The following is a 19783-nucleotide window of genomic DNA, read 5'->3' on the forward strand; positions in this document are numbered from 1 at the left end:
GATGAAACAAAAACCCAAAATCAATTAATTTTTTAACACCTCTTTCGCAAACTTTGAAAACCGCCAATTATGATGATTGGTAGCTTGATTTAGATTTTTTTGACATGCCTCACGGCACGCATTTATTTGCGCTAAATATTGAAAAGCATTCTGGCGGATTTCGAAACCATATTTCGGACTAGTATAATCCGTTAATTCGTCAAAGTACCGGTATTTATTTTGGAGCTCAAAATCTTCAGTAATTAAAGCAAGTGTTAGCCAAAGAATGTGAATATTTTTATCATTAAAACCCTGAATACCTTTAGTCTGACCTAGGTATTGGTTTCGCTCTTGCGGAAAGCTTTGCCAGAGATTGAACAATGCCGCTTCGATAGTTACATATGATGTATCGGTTAAAAGCGTTTCATAATCTGCTTTTAATTCTGAAGGCATCTGAGACATGGTTTTAGCAACTTCTTGACGAACTTTTAAATCCTTTGATTTTAGAACAGACCTGATCAGCTTCCTATTATCAACCGTTGTGTCTTTCATCAATTCCTTAAAAACAGATACTCTATAAAAATCGCTAATCCCATGAAAAGCTGCATCCCAATCAACATATAATTTTGATGATTCCAATTGTAACTTAAAACTTGCTCCACTTTGATTCGGATATTTAATGTTTAGAATTTCACTTGACCGTTTTATTAATTCAGTTCGAAACGATTCAGTATTTATTAAATAATCTTGAACAAATTCATCCAAATCTTGACCACTCACGCGCTCAACTTCATTTATAAAATCATCAGTCTCCACATTTTTAAATTGATATTTTAACAAATAATTTTTAACTGCCGTTTTAAAAACCTTATCCCCTACTTTTTCTCGTAACAAATGTAATATCCAAGTGCCTTTTTTGTAAAACGTTGCACCACTGGAATTAGGGTCCAAAAGCGAAGTACTTCCTCCCGCTTGGTCTTGTTCCAATAATTCTTGAGCGTATTCGTAGAGCCTACAATAGTAATAATCATCTCCAAACACAGCCTTCTCTGCTAATAATGCATAATAGGTAGCAAATCCCTCCTGTAACCAGTGGTGTGTTCCGGAAGTTTCAGTGACTAAATTGCCAAACCATTGGTGTGCTAATTCATGAGCATTGACATTGACATAATTTTTATCCACAAATGCAATAGAATCAATAACGAAACCATCAGAAAAAATAGTGGTACTTGTGTTTTCCATTCCAGCATACAAAAAGTCTTTGACAGGAACTTGCTTATAATTTTGCCAAGGATATGGGACACCAATGTCTTCTTCCAAAAAATCAAATATCTGTTTTGTATAGCGATAGGTCGGTTCAAATTTTGTCGAATCCTCTGGGTAGTAATACATTTCTAAAGGAATTCCACTTTTAGAATACGCTAACTTTTTATCGTAATTACCAATAGCCAAAGCCACCAAATAGCTAGACATAGGCTGCTGCATATCGTAATGCCAAGTCGTTGTTGAGTCGTTGATTTGTTTTTCTATTAGTTTTCCATTTGCAATGACTTTATAGTCTTTATCAAAAGTAACAGTCAAATCAAATTCCAATTTTTCATTCATATCATCAAAACTAGGGAGCCAATTACTGGTGTATTTCCCTTGACCTTGGGTCCAAATTTGCCCTGAGCCTACTGAAGGGTTTCCCCAACCAATAAAATACATAGCTTTTTTTGGTGTAGCTTTATAACTGAGACGAATTTCATTATTTGAAGAAGGTTGAAAATCATGAATCAACCATAATTTAGTCCCATCATTGTGCGTTGCAACAGCTTCTTTATTAAAGTAAACACTCTCAGACGCCATCTTCTGCGCATCAATAAAAATGGAATCCACGGGTTTTAAAATATCGAAAGTGTAGGTTACCGAACCTGCAACTGACTTCTCATAGGGGTTTATATCAAGTTTTGCCGTAACCTGATTAAAATCGACAGCATCAATTTGCTGCGCATAAAAAACATGGCAAATTAAGTAGATGAATAAAATGAGATGTTTCATGATTTGTAGACAGCAATGATTAGACCAAAATAGTACTTTTAATCTTAATTGAAATACCCTAAATTCGCCTTTATGAGTGTTAACCTTCAAACTCCTATCGATTACTTAAAAGGCGTTGGCCCAAATCGGGCCGATTTGCTTCGAAAGGAGTTGGGCATACATACCTACCAAGATTTAATCAACTTATTCCCCAACAGATATATAGACAGAACACGGTACTACAAAATCAATCAGCTACAACGAAATACCGCAGATGTGCAGGTAATTGGAAAAATTATAGGGTTTAAGGACGTTGCTCAAAAAAGAGGAAAACGTCTTGTGGCCACTTTTCAAGATGATACAGGAACCATGGAATTGGTCTGGTTTCGTGGACAAAAATGGATTCGGGAGACACTCGAACTCAATAAGCCCTATGTCATTTTTGGAAAAACCAACTGGTTCAGTGGTAAATTCAATATGCCCCATCCAGATATTGAACTGGTTGAAGCACATGAAAAAAACTTACGCTCTGCGATGCAGCCCATTTATCCTTCCTCCGAAAAATTATCAAATAAAGGTATTTCGAATCGGGTTATTGGCAAAATCATGCAACAACTCTTCATCGAGACCAATGGCAAGTTTATTGAAACCTTATCAGAGCAATTACGCTCAGAATTAAAATTAATCGATAAAAAATCTGCGCTTTTCAACATCCATTTTCCCAAGAATCAAGAACTCCTTTCAAAGGCCCAATACCGGTTAAAATTTGAAGAATTATTTTATATTCAATTGCAATTAATCCGTAAAAATTTGATTCATAAATCAAAAATAAAAGGATTTCCATTTGACCACGTTGGCAAGCTTTTCAACTCATTTTTTAAAAACCATTTACCCTTTGAATTAACCAATGCGCAGAAACGTGTTTTAAAAGAAATTAGAGCCGATTTGGGAAGTAATGCACAAATGAATCGGCTTTTACAAGGCGATGTGGGCTCCGGAAAGACCATTGTAGCGTTCATGTCAATGTTAATAGCACTTGACAACGGTTTTCAAGCCTGCCTAATGGCGCCGACTGAAATTTTGTCAGTACAACACTATAATGGATTACATAGTCTATGTAAAGATTTGAATATCAGTATAAAATTACTCACAGGATCAACTAAAACTTCAAACAGAAGAACAATTCACGAATCGCTTGAAAATGGTGAATTAAACATCCTTATCGGTACGCACGCGCTACTTGAAGATAAGGTGAAATTCAAGAATTTAGGACTCGCCATAATAGATGAACAGCATCGATTTGGAGTGGCGCAACGAAGTAAATTATGGCATAAAGGCCCTTCTCAATCCTCCCAATGGGAGGACGCAAAATCCATCCGTCAAAAGTACATGACTGCTCGTCCGTCGACATATAAATTATTAAAAGAACTTCAAGCTGAAAATAGAAAATACAGCACGCAAGCTGAATCCATTTTATGGAAATATTTAAGAAACAAAAAACTTGACCATAAGTTTAGAAGACAACATATTATTGATGAATTTATAGTTGACTTTGTTTGCTTGGAAAAGAATTTAATTATTGAAATTGATGGAGGTTATCACCATACTATTAAACAAAAGGAAGCAGATACTTTGCGTACCCAAATATTAAGTGAAATAGGTTTTAAAGTTATCCGATTTACTAACGAACAAATAATTGGAGATATTGATCATGTATTAATATATATTGAAGACCGTTTAAAAAGTCTCCCCTCTGGGGAGATTAGTGGGGCTCCAATTCCACCACATGTTTTAGTAATGACGGCCACCCCTATTCCTCGTACTTTGGCCATGTCTGTTTATGGTGATTTGGACATCTCAGTGATTGACGAATTACCTCCCGGCAGAAAGTCGATTAAAACCGTTCATCGTTACGATAAAAATCGGTTAAATGTGTTCCGCTTTATGCGTGATGAAATTGAAAAAGGAAGACAAGTTTATATTGTTTATCCTTTAATTCAAGAAAGTTCCGCTATGGACTATAAAGATTTGATGGATGGTTACGAAAGTATTGCTAGAGATTTTCCACTACCTAAGTACCAAATATCCATTGTACACGGCAAAATGAAACCCGCAGATAAGGATTACGAAATGCAGCGTTTTATTAAGGGAGAAACCCAAATTATGGTGGCGACCACCGTTATTGAAGTGGGCGTTAATGTTCCGAATGCCTCAGTTATGATTATAGAAAGTGCAGAGCGGTTTGGATTGTCTCAATTACATCAATTACGCGGGCGTGTTGGGCGTGGCGCAGAGCAAAGTTATTGTATTTTAATGACGAGTCATAAATTGAGTAGCGATAGTAAAACCCGCTTAGAAACCATGGTAAGAACTAACGATGGTTTTGAAATTGCAGAAGTAGACTTAAGGCTAAGAGGCCCAGGAGATATTATGGGCACACAACAGAGTGGAATTCTAAATTTAAAAATTGCAGACATTATTAAAGACCATGATATTTTGCAGCATGCCAGATTCCATGCGAAAAAAATTCTTAAAAATGACCCAACGCTTTCAGCATCTGAAAACAAAATTATTTTAGACACCTATAAGTCTTTAGGAAAATATAAAAATATCTGGAATTATATAAGTTAGCTGAATTGAACTAAAGTCTTTATAATTACATTTACTAAAAAAAAGCGCATGCTCCATTTAAAACTAGAAACAGACCCAAGATGGGCAAATATAGCAGAGGCAAATATTGAAGAAATTCTAACAGATCATGCTTGGTGCGAACAAAAAGCAGCGACCAATGCCATAACCATCATTACCTTAAACTCTGAATATACTGATCTAGTTACCGATTTATTAGCCCTTGCAAAGGAAGAGCTTGAACATTTTGAAATGGTTCATAATATTATTAAAAAACGTGGTTATAAACTTGGGCGAGAGCGCAAGGACAGTTATGTAAATGAATTATATAAATTCATGAATAAGGGCGGGAACCGCTTGCAATGCATGGTAGATAGACTCTTGTTTTCTGCCATGATCGAAGCCCGAAGCTGCGAACGGTTTAAACTCCTATCCAATGAAATCAAAGACCCGGAACTTTCTAAATTTTATTATGATTTAATGGTCAGCGAAGCTGGACACTACACGACTTTTATAGGCTTCGCGCGTAAATACGGAAAGGATGTTGACGTTGATAAACGCTGGAAAGAGCTCATTGATTTTGAAAGTGAAGTGATTAAAAATTACGGCAAAACGGAAAGCATTCACGGATAAAAAAAACCAACCATTTCTGGTTGGGTTTAATAAACTGTTTGTAGTTTGATTGATGTGTTTTATAAGGCACCTAATTCTTTCAAGTGTTTTTCTGAATTGGCCTTTACGTTAGCTGGAGGATTAAGCGCTAACGACTTTTTAAAATATTTTATCGCATTCTTTTTATCACCTATGGTTTTATAATATTCACCCAAACTATCGTGGGAATTGGCATCCTTTGGATTATTTGCTACGTTTAGTTTGAAATATTTTAAGGCTCTATCATAATCTTTGGCCGCTACCATTTGATAGCCTAACGCATTTAGTTGATTTGTAGTGGCCATGGCAGAAGCTTCGTCCATTAAAGCAGCATATTCATTGGTTTTACCTAATTTGTTTAGGATTTTCCCCTTGATTGCCAAGTTATTAAAGGTCTTCTGGCTATAAAACTTGCCTTGTATTGCTCCATCTATCCAACCTAATGCCTCATTTAAATCACCACCATTATTAAGCGCATAATTAGCTGCCTGCTCCCAGTTTTGTCTTTGAAAACCTAATTGACCTTTTGATTTTTCCCTGAAATCATCCAATACAATGTTAGTCACATCAAATGCTACTTTAAATGGAATTTCTTTCTTTTTCCAAACCAGAGACGCTATCGCAAAATTTGGATTTACAGTATTAAACTCAAACGTGAGTAATTCATGATGTGGCGAAGATTTTGTAGCAATATCTGCTCGAATGGCATCATTTTTTTCATCATAAAAGAAACTTCCCCAGGCCGCTGTATCTTTTGATAATATAAGTGTTGCAGAATCGGCATCTTTCATTTCAATATGTAAACCATAAGTCCCAGCTTTTATTGGTTTGCCTTCTACTGTGGCATTGTGAGTAAATGTAATGAGTGTGTTTTCATTTGCGCCAACTCGCCATGGCGCGGCCGTAGCAGTACCAAAACCCAAGTTATTCATACCGTATGGCACTAATTTACCCCAAATCTCTCGATTATTGACACTAGGCCTTGAATAGGTTATTGAAACATCCGACACACCGATACGTTGTGAAACAGTAGCTAATTGACTACCGCGTGGCGTGTTAAGTTGAGCATATGTGCTAAGGCTTACAGCCATTAAAAAGCACACAAAAATTGTAGAGCGTTTGTTTGTTTTCATATGAAATAATGTTTTGGTTTGTTGCAACAAGGTATCTACAATTATACTTGGGTATTGTTATTGTTTTGTTAAAGAACTGCCGTAAACTGTTAATTAACTATTCATTAAGAGAGTTGAGGTATCGCATTTAATCATCACCATTAAGTATCTATTGCCTATTCTTTTATAAAAAAGTATTTTCGCTTTTAAATTTTTTATGTAATTAGAGATGAAGATGAAACTCCCTTTGAATATAGATAAAAGCCAATTGATCGATGCTTTAAGATTGGCACTTCAATCGTCTGTTTCAGCCCTTATCACCTTCACCGTAATGAGTAGCTATAATATTCCTGAAATTTTTCTGGGATTATTATCTGCTGTATTAATTGTAGAACCAAGTATAGGAAACACCTTCAACCAAGCTAAGGGACGTATTTTAGCCACTTTAGTAGGAAGTGCTATTGGTTTCCTTTGTGTATCTGTATCGCCTTGGGGCTTTGCTACAGCCATTTCAATTTTTATTGTCATGTTTATAATGAATGGTATTTCGAGCTATAGACCAGATTGGAGATATGGCGTTGTTGCAGCATTGGCCATTGCACTAGGGTCTGAAAACGATGCACTCTCCACATCCTTAGATCGAGTGATTGCTATTTTAATAGGCGTTGTTATTGGGATTGTTGTGTCTTTGATTGTTTGGCCAGATCGCGCTAGCAATAGAAGCAGACGTTACCTAAATAAAGCACTATTAGCGGCTAGTGATCGTTTTGATAAAGCTGTTATCAATACAAGACAGACTGAAAATGAAGGTTCAGAATCAATAGAATTAAACTATCATAAAAATATTGATGCGGCAGAGAGAAGTGCTGAAGCCATTCGTTTTGGAGACAAAGAAAAGATTCAAAAAGAAATTAATATTACTAAGAAATTATATAATTCTATCATTATTATTCATCGTGTGGCCGTTCATTCAGACAGTCATGTGAGCGATGGTGAAGCTGGTATTGAGAATGACTCTGAAAATGCAAAAAATTTAGCCTGCAAGATTACAAAAGCCTTTGCTAATAACACTGAAGTTAAAACCTCTGAAATTGAGGAACTTTCAGATATGGTAGACAACATAAAATCCAATATTCAAAGTAGCGACGATGATAAACGTATTAATACTTTACGTTATGCCTTCATATTCGGTCTTTATGAAATTAAGGATAGCCTAAAAGCGTTATATGATGCTGAACAAAACAAGGACAACTAATCGTACTTTGATTTACTCATTCAGCAATTGATTTACAAACGTATTAAATTCTGTCTTGAATTCTGTAAACATTTCTCCGGTAGCAGGTCCATTGAATCCCGTATGAATCTTTCTGACCGTTCCTTTTTTATCAATAAAAATTGTAGTCGGATAAGATAATACATGATTTAACATGGGTAGCTTTTCTTGGGCCTTTTCTTTACTGGAAGACCCGTATTGAGCCAATAAAATAGGATACTCAATTCCAACATTATCTTTGAGTCGTTTGATATTCTTAAAAGCGGCTTCTTCGGTTTTTACATATTCAAAAGCTAAGGCTATAATTTTTAAATCTTGATTCTGGTTTTCTTTATAATAACTCGCATAATACTTACTTTCATCTAAACAATTTGGGCACCAAGTCCCCATAATTTGGATAAGTACCACCTTATTCTTAAAACGGTCGTCTGCCATAGACACCATATTCCCGGAAGCATCTGGAAATGAAAAATTAATTTTATCATAGCCTTCGTTTAAAAACGTTAACGAATCGGCTTTAGGCAATTCAAATAAGTCGTTTCGTTTTGCTACAAAAGGCTCCTGAAAATGATTTCCAGAAAAGAACGTTCCACTCATGCTGCTATCATTAACCTTTGCTGTAAATAAAAAAGCGTGAGTACCATCAAATGTAGATAGTTTTAAATCCGCACCATTCATGACGCCCTCTAAATACCTGTAATCTCCAGTGGTTGTTCTAAAGGTGCCCGTAACTTGATTTCCACGTTGTTCAAAAACACCTTTCGCTATATATCTATCATCTTCAGAATTTGGACTAAACACGGTTTCCCAACTTCCAGAAATATCGTGCATCGGCTCTTCTATAACATCAAAACGGGTTTTGTTTTTAAATGCTTCAAAAGGCATCACCCTATTCAAATTGGTTTTTACAAAGCTTCCAAGTAATCTATTGTCTTTAATTTTAGCTACAATAAACCCTTCAAAAACTGGTGTTTTAATATATATGGAGTCGTTTTTATAAGTGATTTCATCAACCTCTATAACCTCTTCTGCATTAAAAATCTTCAATTGGTTTTCTGAGATCACTTCAAATCTAAATGGTAATTTCACGGAGTCATTCACTTTTAAAGTCGCTCTGTAAGTACCCACTTCAAGTTTATTTACATAATCGCCTTTCTTACATGAAAAACTTAATAGTATCAGTAATACAGCAACAATTTTCTTCATAATTCACCTATTGAATTTAATTATTCGAATTAACAACAATATCCTTACAAATAAAAGAAGTCACGCTTTCTTTTTAAATTCACAATTTACAGTGCTTTGTTTGAATGCTGCTTGCAATATTTTATCTTTGCAAACTTAATTAGCAAAAGGATTTATGAAGATTTCATACAATTGGTTGAAGCAATTTATTAAAATTGATTGGACACCTGAACAAACAAGTGAATTACTGACCGATTTAGGACTTGAGGTTGAAGGCGTAGAAGCCTACCAGTCGGTTAAAGGTGGATTAGAAGGTATTGTTGTTGGTGAAGTTTTAACTTGCATAAAGCACCCCAATGCTGATAAATTAAAACTAACGACCGTTAATATTGGAACTGACGCGCCTGTTCAAATAGTTTGTGGCGCTCCTAATGTTACTGCTGGACAAAAAGTACCAGTTGCCACGATAGGCACGACACTATATACCGAAACTGGTGAGGCTTGGAGCATAAAAAAAGGAAAGATACGTGGTGAGGAAAGTCATGGAATGATCTGTGCCGAAGATGAATTAGGTCTAGGAAAGTCGCATGACGGGATTATGGTTTTAGACGACAAAGTAAAAGTTGGCACAAAAGCATCTGAGCTATTTGATATTGAGAATGATCATGTTTTCGAAATTGGCTTAACTCCAAACAGAGCTGATGCCATGAGTCATTTGGGCACCGCAAGAGATTTAAAAGCGGGATTGGTGCAAAAGGACATTAATTTGGAGTTGATCACGCCTTCGGTGAGTTCATTTCATATAGACAACAGAACACTTAAAATAGATGTTGATGTAAAAAATAAAGATTTAACTCCAAGATATTGTGGGGTCACTATATCAGGATTAAAGGTTGGTGAATCGCCTTCATGGTTACAGAACCGTTTAAAAGCGATTGGTTTAGCACCCATAAATAATATAGTAGACGTTACCAATTATGTGCTTCATGATTTGGGACAACCCTTACATGCTTTTGATGCTGTTAAAATTTCTGGGAATAAAATAGAAGTTAAAACATTAAAAGCTGGCACTAAATTTACAAGCTTAGACGGTTTGGAGCGCGAACTCCATGAGGATGACTTAATGATTTGCGATGCAGAAAAACCCATGTGCATAGCTGGTGTTTTTGGCGGAATAGCATCTGGAGTGACTGAAACTACTACAAGTATTTTCTTAGAAAGCGCCTATTTTAACCCCGTAAGTATCCGAAAATCGGCCAAACGCCACGGATTGAATACAGATGCCTCTTTTAGATTTGAGCGCGGTATAGATCCCAATATTACCGAATATGCCTTAAAACGAGCTGCTTTATTAATTCAGGAATTGGCAGGCGGTGAAATTACCAGTGATATTGTTGATGTCTATCAGAACAAAATTGAGGACTTTCAGGTACGCTTAAGTTTTGATAACGCAAAGAAGCTTATTGGTGAAGAAATTCCGAAGGAAACTATTAAACGTATTTTATCCTCATTAGAAATCAAAGTCAATAACGTTACTGAAACCGGACTCGGTTTAACAGTACCGGCATACAGAAATGATGTGCAGCGCGAAGCAGATGTGATTGAAGAAATATTGCGTGTTTACGGGTATAATAATATTGCAACTACCAAAAAACTTAATGCTTCTATTTCCAACTCCTCACGTTTTGAAGATCATAAAATTCAAAATACAGTTGGTAATCAGTTAGCTTCACAGGGCTTTTTTGAGATTCTTTCAAATTCCCTAACAACGCCTAATTACGTGCAGTTAAGTGAGCAGTTAAAGGAAGAACATCATGTGACCATGCTAAATCCATTGAGCAATGATTTGTCCATTTTAAGACAGTCTTTATTATTCTCAGGTTTGGAAGCCTTGTCTTTTAATATCAATAGAAAACGGGGAGATTTAAAATTCTTCGAATTTGGTAAAACATATCATAATTATAATGAGTCTAGGGAAGAATATAAACATTTAACGCTTTTTGTTACAGGAAGCCGAGACGCCGAAAGTTGGCACACCGCCACTAAACCTAGTGATTTCTTTTTCTTAAAAGGAAGCATCGCTGCAATTCTTGAGCGCTTAGGTATTTCAAGATATCAAGAGAAATCGAGTACGAGCGATGTATTTAGTGAAGGCTTAACATTAAGTCTTGGTAAAACAAAGTTGGTGGAATTTGGGCTATTGAAAAAACCTGTTTTAAAACATTTTGATATTTCCCAGAATGTGTTGTTCGCCGATTTTAATTGGGATGCCATTTTAGAGCTTGTTAAACGTAACGCCATAACTTTTCAAAATATTCCTAAATACCCAGGGGTTCGTCGTGATTTCGCCTTGTTATTAGATAATAACGTGAATTTTGATGCTATTTACAAAATTGCTAAACAAAGCGAGAAACAATTATTGAAAGACGTTAATCTGTTTGATGTCTATCAAGGTAAGAACTTACCCGAAGGCAAAAAGAGTTACGCCATTAGTTTTAAATTACAAGACGAACACAAAACCCTTACCGATAAACAAATTGATAAGATTATGTCGAAATTGCAATCCAGTTTTGAGAGGCACTTAGGTGCAGAGTTGAGATAAATTAGCATCTTTTAGCGTTATATTTAGCATTGTTTTTGTGGATGCTATTTTTCAAATTTAAGAACTGACCTATTCTTTATATATTCTTAAAACTGAAAATCGATTAACATTCCGTATCTTTAATTGACAATTAAAAACCTAAAGCTATGACAGACTCAAATTATATAAAAATTTACACGGGTAATTTTATTGTGGTTCAAAGAATCATTCAAGATTTAAAAAAGCAGAATATTAACGCTATCATTAAGGACGAAACTGAATCTGGTCGTTTGGCAGGTTTTGGAGCCCCCATTCAAGGTCAGCAGGAAGTTTTTGTTAACAAAGACGAACTTGAAGAAGCAGTTTTAGTAGTTGAAAGTATTACTTCAAAAATTAAATCGTAACATACTATAAATCAATATTTAATAAAAAAAAATAAGACCTCATTAATTATTTATATTAATGAGGTCTTATTATATAAACCTATCTACATTTTAAGCCGTAACCGCGTACATTTTATCACGCAATTCTTTAATTTTTTTGTCTTGCATGTACTCGTCAAAGGTCGTATACCTGTCAATCACACCATTTGGCGTTAACTCCACCACTCTATTGGCCACAGTTTGTGCAAACTCATGATCATGGGTGGTAAACAAAATAGTGCCTTTAAAGTTTTTAAGCGAATTATTAAAGGCTGTAATACTTTCTAAATCCAAATGATTGGTAGGTTCATCCAGCATTAATACGTTTGCTCTTACCATCATCATTTTACTTAGCATACAGCGTACTTTTTCACCTCCAGACAACACATTCGATTTCTTAAGTGCTTCCTCTCCACTAAAAATCATTTTACCTAAAAAGCCGCGAATATAAACTTCTTCGCGTTCTTCTTCAGTGGTTGCCCATTGGCGTAACCAATCTACCAGTGTTAAATTATTGTCAAAATATTCACTATTGTCTAACGGCAGGTATGATTGTGTCGTGGTTATACCCCAATCAAAAGAACCAGCATCTGCTTTTTCGTTATTGTTCAAAATCTGATAAAACGCTGTTGTAGCTCTAGAATCACGAGAAAACACGACTACTTTATCACCTTTGGCTAAATTTAAATGAATCTTCTTAAACAATACTTCGCCATCTGTGGAAGCTGCTAATCCTTCTATATTTAAGATTTGATCTCCTGCTTCCCTGTCGCGTTCAAATATGATAGCTGGATAACGACGACTTGTGCGCCTAATATCAGAGATATTAAGCTTATCAATCATCTTTTTTCTACTCGTTGCCTGTTTACTCTTTGCAACGTTTGCAGAAAAACGGCGGATAAATTCTTCTAGTTCCTTTTTCTTCTCCTCTGCTTTTTTGTTTTGCTGAGCGTGTTGACGTGCTGCTAATTGAGACGACTCATACCAAAAGGTGTAATTTCCTGAGAAGTGATTTATTTTCCCAAAATCAATATCAGAAATATGTGTACAAATAGCGTCTAAAAAGTGTCTATCATGCGATACAACAATCACACAGTTATCATAATTAGCCAAAAAGTTTTCTAGCCATGATATCGTTTCGTAATCCAAATCGTTGGTAGGCTCATCCATTATCAACACATCTGGATTTCCAAATAAAGCCTGAGCCAGTAACACACGTACTTTCTGCTTACCATCTAAATCTGCCATTAAGGTATAATGAAACTCTTCCTTAATTCCTAAATTAGATAACATGGCAGCCGCATTACTATCTGCATTCCAACCATCCATTTCTTCAAATTTCACTTGCAGCTCTCCTATTTTATCAGCATTTTCGTCTGAATAATCTGCATAAAGGGCGTCAATTTCAGTTTTGATTTTATACAATGGCTTATTTCCCATCAAGATGGTTTCCAAAACGGTATGTTCATCGTATAAATTATGATCCTGTTCCAACACAGACATACGTTTACCAGCCTCTAGATGCACTTGTCCAGAAGTAGGTTCTTGCTTTCCTGAAATAATTTTTAGAAAAGTTGATTTACCAGAACCATTTGCGCCAATAATACCATAGCAATTGCCATTATTGAATGTCGTGCTCACTTCATCAAAAAGAATGCGTTTACCGAACTGAACCGATAGATTTGAAACTGATAACATATAGGGTGTTTTTATTTTTTGCAAAAGTAAAAAATTCCTTTGGTTAGACGAAACATCGTGCATCTAATTTTTAGGTTTATACGATATGGATGAGGCCATTATCATGAAATACAGTCTTTTAAAGCATTATTAACATTTAACAGCGTATTAACAGGTGTTTAGGGCTACAAATTTTACTTTTGTTCTATATTAGTTTTATACATTTTGAGGGATCTATGAAGATATATTATACATTACTACTCCTTATTCTGACAGTTTTTAGCTGCAAAAATGAGGTTGATACGCTAGAAGAAAATTATGCGTATTTAGGAGGGAAAATTATCAATCCTAATACAGATTATGTTATTCTATCTAAATCTGATGCGACTATCGACACCCTGTTTTTAGATGCTAATGACCGTTTTATGCATAAAGTTGAAAACTTAGAGGCAGGACTATACAAGTTTTATCATGGTGGTGAGTTTCAGTTAGTATTGTTAGAACCAAGGGACAGTATTTTGTTTCGATTAAATACGCTGGATTTTGATGAATCCTTAGTATATACAGGTGATGGGGCGAAGAAAAACAATTACCTCATCAATGATTTTTTAATGAATGAAAAGGAAAAAAAAACTATTTACAAACTCTCCCAATTGGATGCCGATGTGTACGAAAAAAAAGTAGACTCCATTAAAAACAGAAAATTAGATAAACTAGCTAATTTTGAAACAAAATATGCTACCACAGGTTTATTCAACAAAATTGCGAAGGCCAATATAGATTATAGCTACTATTATAGTAAAGAAATTTATCCTTTTTACCATTATGGGCAAAGCAAAAAAGAAATCCTAAATACACTGCCTAAAGGTTTTTATGATTACAGAAAAGATATTAATTACAATGATGCCTTTTTAAAAGACTACTTTTATTATAATTCCTATCTCATATGGAATTTTAACAATCTAGCCCTACAGCGCCATTTTGACCATTCAAATTCAAGTCGCTTTAATAAGCTGTCTTTGTGCTTTAACTTAGACAAATTTAAAATGATAGATAGTTTGGTGACTAATAAGGATATTAAAAACAACTTGCTTTATGACTATACTATGAGCTATTTAGCTAGGAGCAGAAATAATGAAAACAATACCGCAATTTTAAATGCGTATTTAAGTAAAAGTACGAATGAAGAATCAAAAGCCATGGTAAAAAGGTTCACACGCGCTATAAATAATTTAAAGGAAGGTTCTCGTTTTCCTGAGATTTTTGTAAATGATTATAACGGTAATAAGCATGACGTAAATGCTTTAATTGATAGACCTACCGTTATAAGTTTCTGGACACACAGCTATTTTGACCATTTTAAGGAAAGTCATTATAAGATTAAAGAACTTAGATTAAAATACCCCGAAGTAAAATTCATTAATATCAACATTGATGGCTATGATGTGACTACCAGTAAGCAATCTCTCCAATCTAACAGATTTAGTATTAAGGACGAATATCAATTTGTAAATCCTAAGGAATCGATTGAATTGTTAGCCATACAACCTATGAATAAATCCATCATTATAGATAAGAATAAAATAATAGTAAATAACAATACGAATATTTTTTCACATAGTTTTGAAAAGCAACTACTTGGATTGATCAATAGGTAACGAACGAAGTTTCTACAACTTATAATGCATCATTAACATTTTTTCATAAACCTTATCTGGCAGTATCCGTTTTAGGACTATTGAAAATTTCTGCATAAACTCCCCTACTTTATAATGTCCTTTAGGATTTTTGGTAGTGATAATTTTATACACTGCTTTGGCCATAATATCCGGATCGCTCCCACTTTCAACGTGGGTATTCATGAGCTCTAAAGTTTTTCCGTAAGGCTTTCTATATGGTGAATCATCATATACAGGGGCATGAAATCTTCCAGCCGCTATATTGGTAGCAAAATCACCAGGGGCAACATTAGTCATATGAATATTGAATGCTTTCAGCTCCATTCTAAAGGCCTCTGTCAATAATTCTAAGGCACCTTTGCTCGCACTATAAATACCACGATAAGGTAAGCCCATATAGCCGGCTATGGAAGTTACATTGATAATAAGTCCGGAATTTTGAAGTCGCATTTGTGGCAACACGGCTTTAATCACATTTATAGGGCCGAAAAAATTAGTATTAAAATTCGCTTTTATTTCTTCTTCGGGTATTTCCTCTATAGGCCCTGTAATACCAGCTCCAGCATTATTAATCACCACATCAAGCCTACCTTCTGCTTCTATAATACTTCTTACTGTATTTTTAATGGTTTCATTATTTTTTACATCCAACTTTAAAATAGGAAAAAGGCTGTCTTTGTAGTTGTCTGGATCTCTGCTGGTTCCATAAACTTTGAAATTTTTGCCCAATAAAAACTCACCAATTGATTTTCCAATTCCAGAAGATCCGCCAGTGATTAAAACAACTTTTGACATAAGATTTTAAAATTTTAGAGTTTAAAAATACAATAATTACGATGAGATATCATAAATCTGAACATCCAATAAACTAAAAAATCTTGATTAGCCGTGGCTTTCAAGATTTGAGTTTGTTGTACAAAAAAAGGCAAGCTACCTACATCACACCGCTACGACCATTTACCTTTGCTTCGTTCCCGACCTGGAGGATTCAACAGGAGCTGGTTGTGTAGGACTTGCCGAGTGCAAAGATACAAACTTTTAAAATTTTCACAATCATTTTTTATACTGATTTTAAATAAATATCTTGCTTCAAAATTAAAGAGCATCATGGCTGCATTCAAACATCTCACAATCATAATTTTAAGTAGTATTCTAATATCCTGTGGTTCAAATTCAGGAAAAAAGAATGCGGATTTTAAGATTATCACAAATGCTGAAAAAGGAGATATCGCTATTGATGGGACTTTAAAACTTTCTATTCAAAATAAAAAAAACCATACAATAGATTCTATTGTATACACTTTGGACGGTAAAGTCTTAGCTGCGGAAACGCCACTGCTAAACTTTAAATTAGGTAAGCAAAGTATTATTGCCAAGGTGTTTTATAATAACGAACAGCAAACGGCTTCAACAAACATTACTATTTTGAACGATGAGACTCCGAAAATTTTTACTTACCGTATTATTAACGAATACCCACACGATATAACATCGTACACACAAGGCATTGAGTTTTTTAACGATACGCTCTATGAAAGTACTGGGCAATATAAAGAATCGAAACTCAGAAAGATAAACTACCACACCGGTGAGGTTTTAAAAAATATTAATTTGGCAAATGAATACTTTGGAGAAGGATTAACCATTCTCAATAATAAAGTATATCAGCTTACATGGCAAAAAGGAACTGGTTTTGTTTATGATGTGAACACCTTCGATAAGCTAAGCAGCTTTAAATATGGTAACAGTAAAGAAGGCTGGGGCTTGTGTAATAATGGTACTGTTATTTTTAAAAGTGATGGCACCGAGAAGATTTGGTTGTTAAACCCTGAAACATTAATAGAAGAAGAGTTTATACAGGTTTATACCAATAAGGGTAAAATAGTTGGCATTAATGAAATGGAATATCTCGATGGAAAAATTTATGCCAACCGTTACCAAAAAGATGGTGTTGCCATTATAAACCCAAAAAATGGTGCCGTGATTGGCGTGGTCGATTTTTCGCCACTAAAGAAACGCGTTACCCAACATGATGGTTTAGATGTATTAAACGGTATTGCCTATAACCCTACCACCAAAACGATGTTTGTAACCGGTAAACGCTGGGACAAACTATTTGAGGTAGAAATTATAGAAAAATAATAAAACCCGCTTAAAGCACGCAACGCCTCCTAACCGTTTCTTTTTTTGTCTTGTTGATGATGTATAAGGTGCTTTTTTTTATATGAACTCATCTTGACTTTTTGTGTTTAACCGAAAATGAGATGAAATTTGTCCAGATTAGGCACTTTTTGAAAGGCATAGCATCGCTACGGATAAAAAAAGTAACGAAATATGTGCAGATTTCGGCCATTTTTTAGGAAATAGAAAAAGTCAAGATGAGTTCTATACACCAAAATTTACTTCAAGACCCAAAGCTTAAAATAAACCCTGGTTTTTTTTAATTATAAATGAATTAAATTATTGTTTTTATTTAAAAAAAAAGCAGTGAATTTTCATAATTCATCACAATTTCCCAATATTTCATTAAAAATATCCAAATATTTTAAGCTATGATAAAAGTCATATTCTAAAATGAACTATACGCAGACCTTTGTAGTATAAATGTAAAACGACAAGGTCATGTATCTATTCAATAAAAAACAAATTAATGTAGCAGCCGCTATAATAGTCACTTTTCTAGTTTCTCAATTGGGAAACGCACAACAATTTAGCTTAGATAATAAAGAATCCTCCTTAATTGTACTTGGTACATCAAATTTACACGATTGGCATATTACTGCTGAAACGCATAAAGGGCTTATTCAGTTTAATGATATAAAAGCTTGTGGTATTGAAAAACTAAAAATCGCTGTTGTAGTTGAAAGCTTGAAAAGTGGAAAAAAATCCATGGACAAAAACACTTACAAAGCTTTACATAGTGACCGATTTGGAAAAATCACTTATGAGCTTACCGATATTAAGGACGTCACCAATAAATCCGATGGGAAGTTTCATATAACATCTTTAGGAAACCTCACTATTATGGATGTTACAAAGCCAATTTCTTTAGACTTAAGTGTCGACATTATAAAGAATAAAATAGTGGTCTCAGGGACTAAAAAAATCAATATGACCGATTTTAATGTAAAACCTCCAACAGCATTATTTGGCACGATTACAACTGGTGAGGATGTCACTATCAAATTCACAACAATTTTTAAAGAACAATCAATAATAACAATCAATTACTAAATCAATAATTATGAAAACAATTTTAAAAAAATCAATATTACTAGGCATTATCTTAACTGGATTCAGTTTCTATGCTCAAAACAGGAGTTTAGACAACTATAGAGAACCCGATCAACGTGGCATTAATGTTTTTGAAGCCCCTAAGGATACACTAAGTACTTTTTCAGATGTTAAAGTACGCGTTGGAGGCTCTTCAACTTTACAATATCAATCTATAGATCACGAAAATTCAGGAGCTGTAGCTTTAAAAGAAATTGGAGGTAATTTTAACTTAGCAACCGCGAATTTAGATTTAGATGTCGCACTTTACGATGGTGTTAGAATGCACTTACGTACGTATCTGTCTTCACGTCACCACCCAGAACCTTATGTAAAAGGTGGTTATTTTCAAATTGACAAATTAGACTTCATCAGTGAAGGTTTTATGAGTGGCTTTATGAAGCATGCGACTATTAAAATTGGTCATATGGAAAACAATTATGGTGATGCACACTTTAGAAGAAGTGACAACTCACAAACCATTTACAACCCTTTTGTAGGTAACTTAATTATGGATAGCTTCACTACAGAAGTTGGTGCTGAATTGTACTACCAATGTGATAGTGGCTTTTTGGGAATGGTCGGGTTTACAAACGGTAAATTAAACCAAGCTGTAGATAACCCGGATACTGGTGGTGCATCATTCTTAGCAAAAGTAGGTTATGATAAACAGTTTAATGACGACTTTAGATTCAGGCTAACAGGGTCTTTATATAATACAGGAGCTGTTAGAACATCTTACTTATATAGTGCAGACCGTGCAGGCTCAAGATATTATTTAGTGTTAGAAGATGAAGATGCATCTACTTCAGGGAATTTTAGATCTGGACGTTATAATCCTAATTTAAGAAACAACATTACAGCTATCATGTTTAACCCATTCATCAAATTTGGTGGCTTGGAGTTCTTCGGAACAATAGAAAGCGCAAAAGGTAAAGCGGATTCTGAAACAGAAGAACGAACTGCTAAACAGTTTGCTGGTGAGCTTATATACCGATTTGGTGACAGCGAAAACTTCTATTTAGGAACCCGTTACAATAAGGTAGATGCTGAAGATGCAAACGATGGTGATATTGAAATATCAAGATTTCAAATAGGTGCAGGTTGGTTTATGACTAAAAACATATTACTGAAAGCTGAATATGTTACACAAAAACATGACGGCTATGGTACTGCTAGCATTTTTGACAAAGGTAAATTTAATGGTCTTATAGCAGAAGCTGTTATAAGCTTTTAATTAAGTAGATTAATTTTTAGCAAGTCTCAATAACACTGGTGCATCTCATTTGGCCTTGTTTTTGAGA

14 protein-coding genes and 1 other RNA gene are annotated in these 19783 nt (G+C 34.7%); 9 read left to right on the forward strand and 6 right to left on the reverse strand.

The genetic code is table 11. The features are described from left to right. Positions 1–24: 24 nt before the first annotated feature. The gene (locus tag FAF07_RS17135) at positions 25–2019 is read right to left on the reverse strand and encodes a M1 family metallopeptidase (protein WP_142786271.1); all 1995 of its coding nucleotides are present in this window, start codon (positions 2017–2019) and stop codon (positions 25–27) included. Between the two features lie 72 nt (positions 2020–2091). Between FAF07_RS17135 and FAF07_RS17140 the strand changes: the two genes are divergently transcribed. Both FAF07_RS17140 and miaE read left to right on the forward strand, forming a co-directional pair. Beyond that, positions 2092–4629 (forward strand): DUF559 domain-containing protein, encoded by a 2538-nt coding sequence (locus FAF07_RS17140; RefSeq protein WP_142786272.1) that lies wholly within the window; start codon positions 2092–2094, stop codon positions 4627–4629. Positions 4630–4677: 48 nt separating this feature from the next. Then, the gene (gene miaE, locus FAF07_RS17145; RefSeq protein ID WP_142786273.1) at positions 4678–5259 is read left to right on the forward strand and encodes a tRNA-(ms[2]io[6]A)-hydroxylase; all 582 of its coding nucleotides are present in this window, start codon (positions 4678–4680) and stop codon (positions 5257–5259) included. A gap of 59 nt (positions 5260–5318) precedes the next feature. Here the strand turns inward: miaE and FAF07_RS17150 are convergent, their stop codons facing one another. Beyond that, a complete protein-coding gene (locus FAF07_RS17150) occupies positions 5319–6410 on the reverse strand; it encodes a DUF2911 domain-containing protein (protein WP_142786274.1) in 1092 nt (363 codons plus the stop codon). Between the two features lie 208 nt (positions 6411–6618). Between FAF07_RS17150 and FAF07_RS17155 the strand changes: the two genes are divergently transcribed. Next, entirely contained in the window at positions 6619–7644 is a 1026-nt protein-coding gene (locus FAF07_RS17155; protein ID WP_142786275.1) for an FUSC family protein, read from the forward strand. A gap of 12 nt (positions 7645–7656) precedes the next feature. Here the strand turns inward: FAF07_RS17155 and FAF07_RS17160 are convergent, their stop codons facing one another. Next, positions 7657–8868, reverse strand: coding sequence for a peroxiredoxin family protein (locus FAF07_RS17160; RefSeq protein ID WP_142786276.1), 1212 nt, complete (start codon positions 8866–8868; stop codon positions 7657–7659). Positions 8869–9022: 154 nt separating this feature from the next. Here FAF07_RS17160 and pheT point away from each other — a divergent pair, with 154 nt between their 5' ends. Both pheT and FAF07_RS17170 read left to right on the forward strand, forming a co-directional pair. Further along, entirely contained in the window at positions 9023–11449 is a 2427-nt protein-coding gene (pheT, locus tag FAF07_RS17165) for a phenylalanine--tRNA ligase subunit beta (RefSeq protein WP_142786277.1), read from the forward strand. Positions 11450–11595: 146 nt separating this feature from the next. Continuing rightward, a complete protein-coding gene (locus FAF07_RS17170) occupies positions 11596–11832 on the forward strand; it encodes a DUF2007 domain-containing protein (RefSeq protein ID WP_142786278.1) in 237 nt (78 codons plus the stop codon). 90 nt (positions 11833–11922) lie between these two features. Here FAF07_RS17170 and FAF07_RS17175 read toward each other — a convergent pair whose 3' ends face one another. Further along, the gene (locus FAF07_RS17175) at positions 11923–13548 is read right to left on the reverse strand and encodes an ABC-F family ATP-binding cassette domain-containing protein (RefSeq protein WP_142786279.1); all 1626 of its coding nucleotides are present in this window, start codon (positions 13546–13548) and stop codon (positions 11923–11925) included. Between the two features lie 215 nt (positions 13549–13763). On the opposite strand from FAF07_RS17175, the gene FAF07_RS17180 reads away from it, so the two are divergent. Beyond that, a complete protein-coding gene (locus tag FAF07_RS17180; protein ID WP_142786280.1) occupies positions 13764–15185 on the forward strand; it encodes a hypothetical protein in 1422 nt (473 codons plus the stop codon). Positions 15186–15197: 12 nt separating this feature from the next. Here the strand turns inward: FAF07_RS17180 and FAF07_RS17185 are convergent, their stop codons facing one another. Both FAF07_RS17185 and ffs read right to left on the reverse strand, forming a co-directional pair. Next, a complete protein-coding gene (locus FAF07_RS17185) occupies positions 15198–16001 on the reverse strand; it encodes an SDR family oxidoreductase (RefSeq protein ID WP_142786281.1) in 804 nt (267 codons plus the stop codon). 125 nt (positions 16002–16126) lie between these two features. Continuing rightward, positions 16127–16225, reverse strand: an RNA gene (gene ffs, locus FAF07_RS17190) — signal recognition particle sRNA small type. 88 nt (positions 16226–16313) lie between these two features. On the opposite strand from ffs, the gene FAF07_RS17195 reads away from it, so the two are divergent. From FAF07_RS17195 to FAF07_RS17205, 3 genes are all read left to right on the forward strand, one after another. Further along, a complete protein-coding gene (locus tag FAF07_RS17195; RefSeq protein WP_142786282.1) occupies positions 16314–17348 on the forward strand; it encodes a glutaminyl-peptide cyclotransferase in 1035 nt (344 codons plus the stop codon). A 480-nt stretch (positions 17349–17828) separates the two neighbouring features. Then, positions 17829–18440 (forward strand): YceI family protein, encoded by a 612-nt coding sequence (locus FAF07_RS17200; RefSeq protein WP_142786283.1) that lies wholly within the window; start codon positions 17829–17831, stop codon positions 18438–18440. 10 nt (positions 18441–18450) lie between these two features. Continuing rightward, positions 18451–19716, forward strand: coding sequence for a hypothetical protein (locus tag FAF07_RS17205; protein WP_142786284.1), 1266 nt, complete (start codon positions 18451–18453; stop codon positions 19714–19716). Positions 19717–19783: the final 67 nt, after the last annotated feature.

It is taken from the genome of Changchengzhania lutea (genome assembly GCF_006974145.1).
Lineage (GTDB): Bacteria > Bacteroidota > Bacteroidia > Flavobacteriales > Flavobacteriaceae > Changchengzhania > Changchengzhania lutea.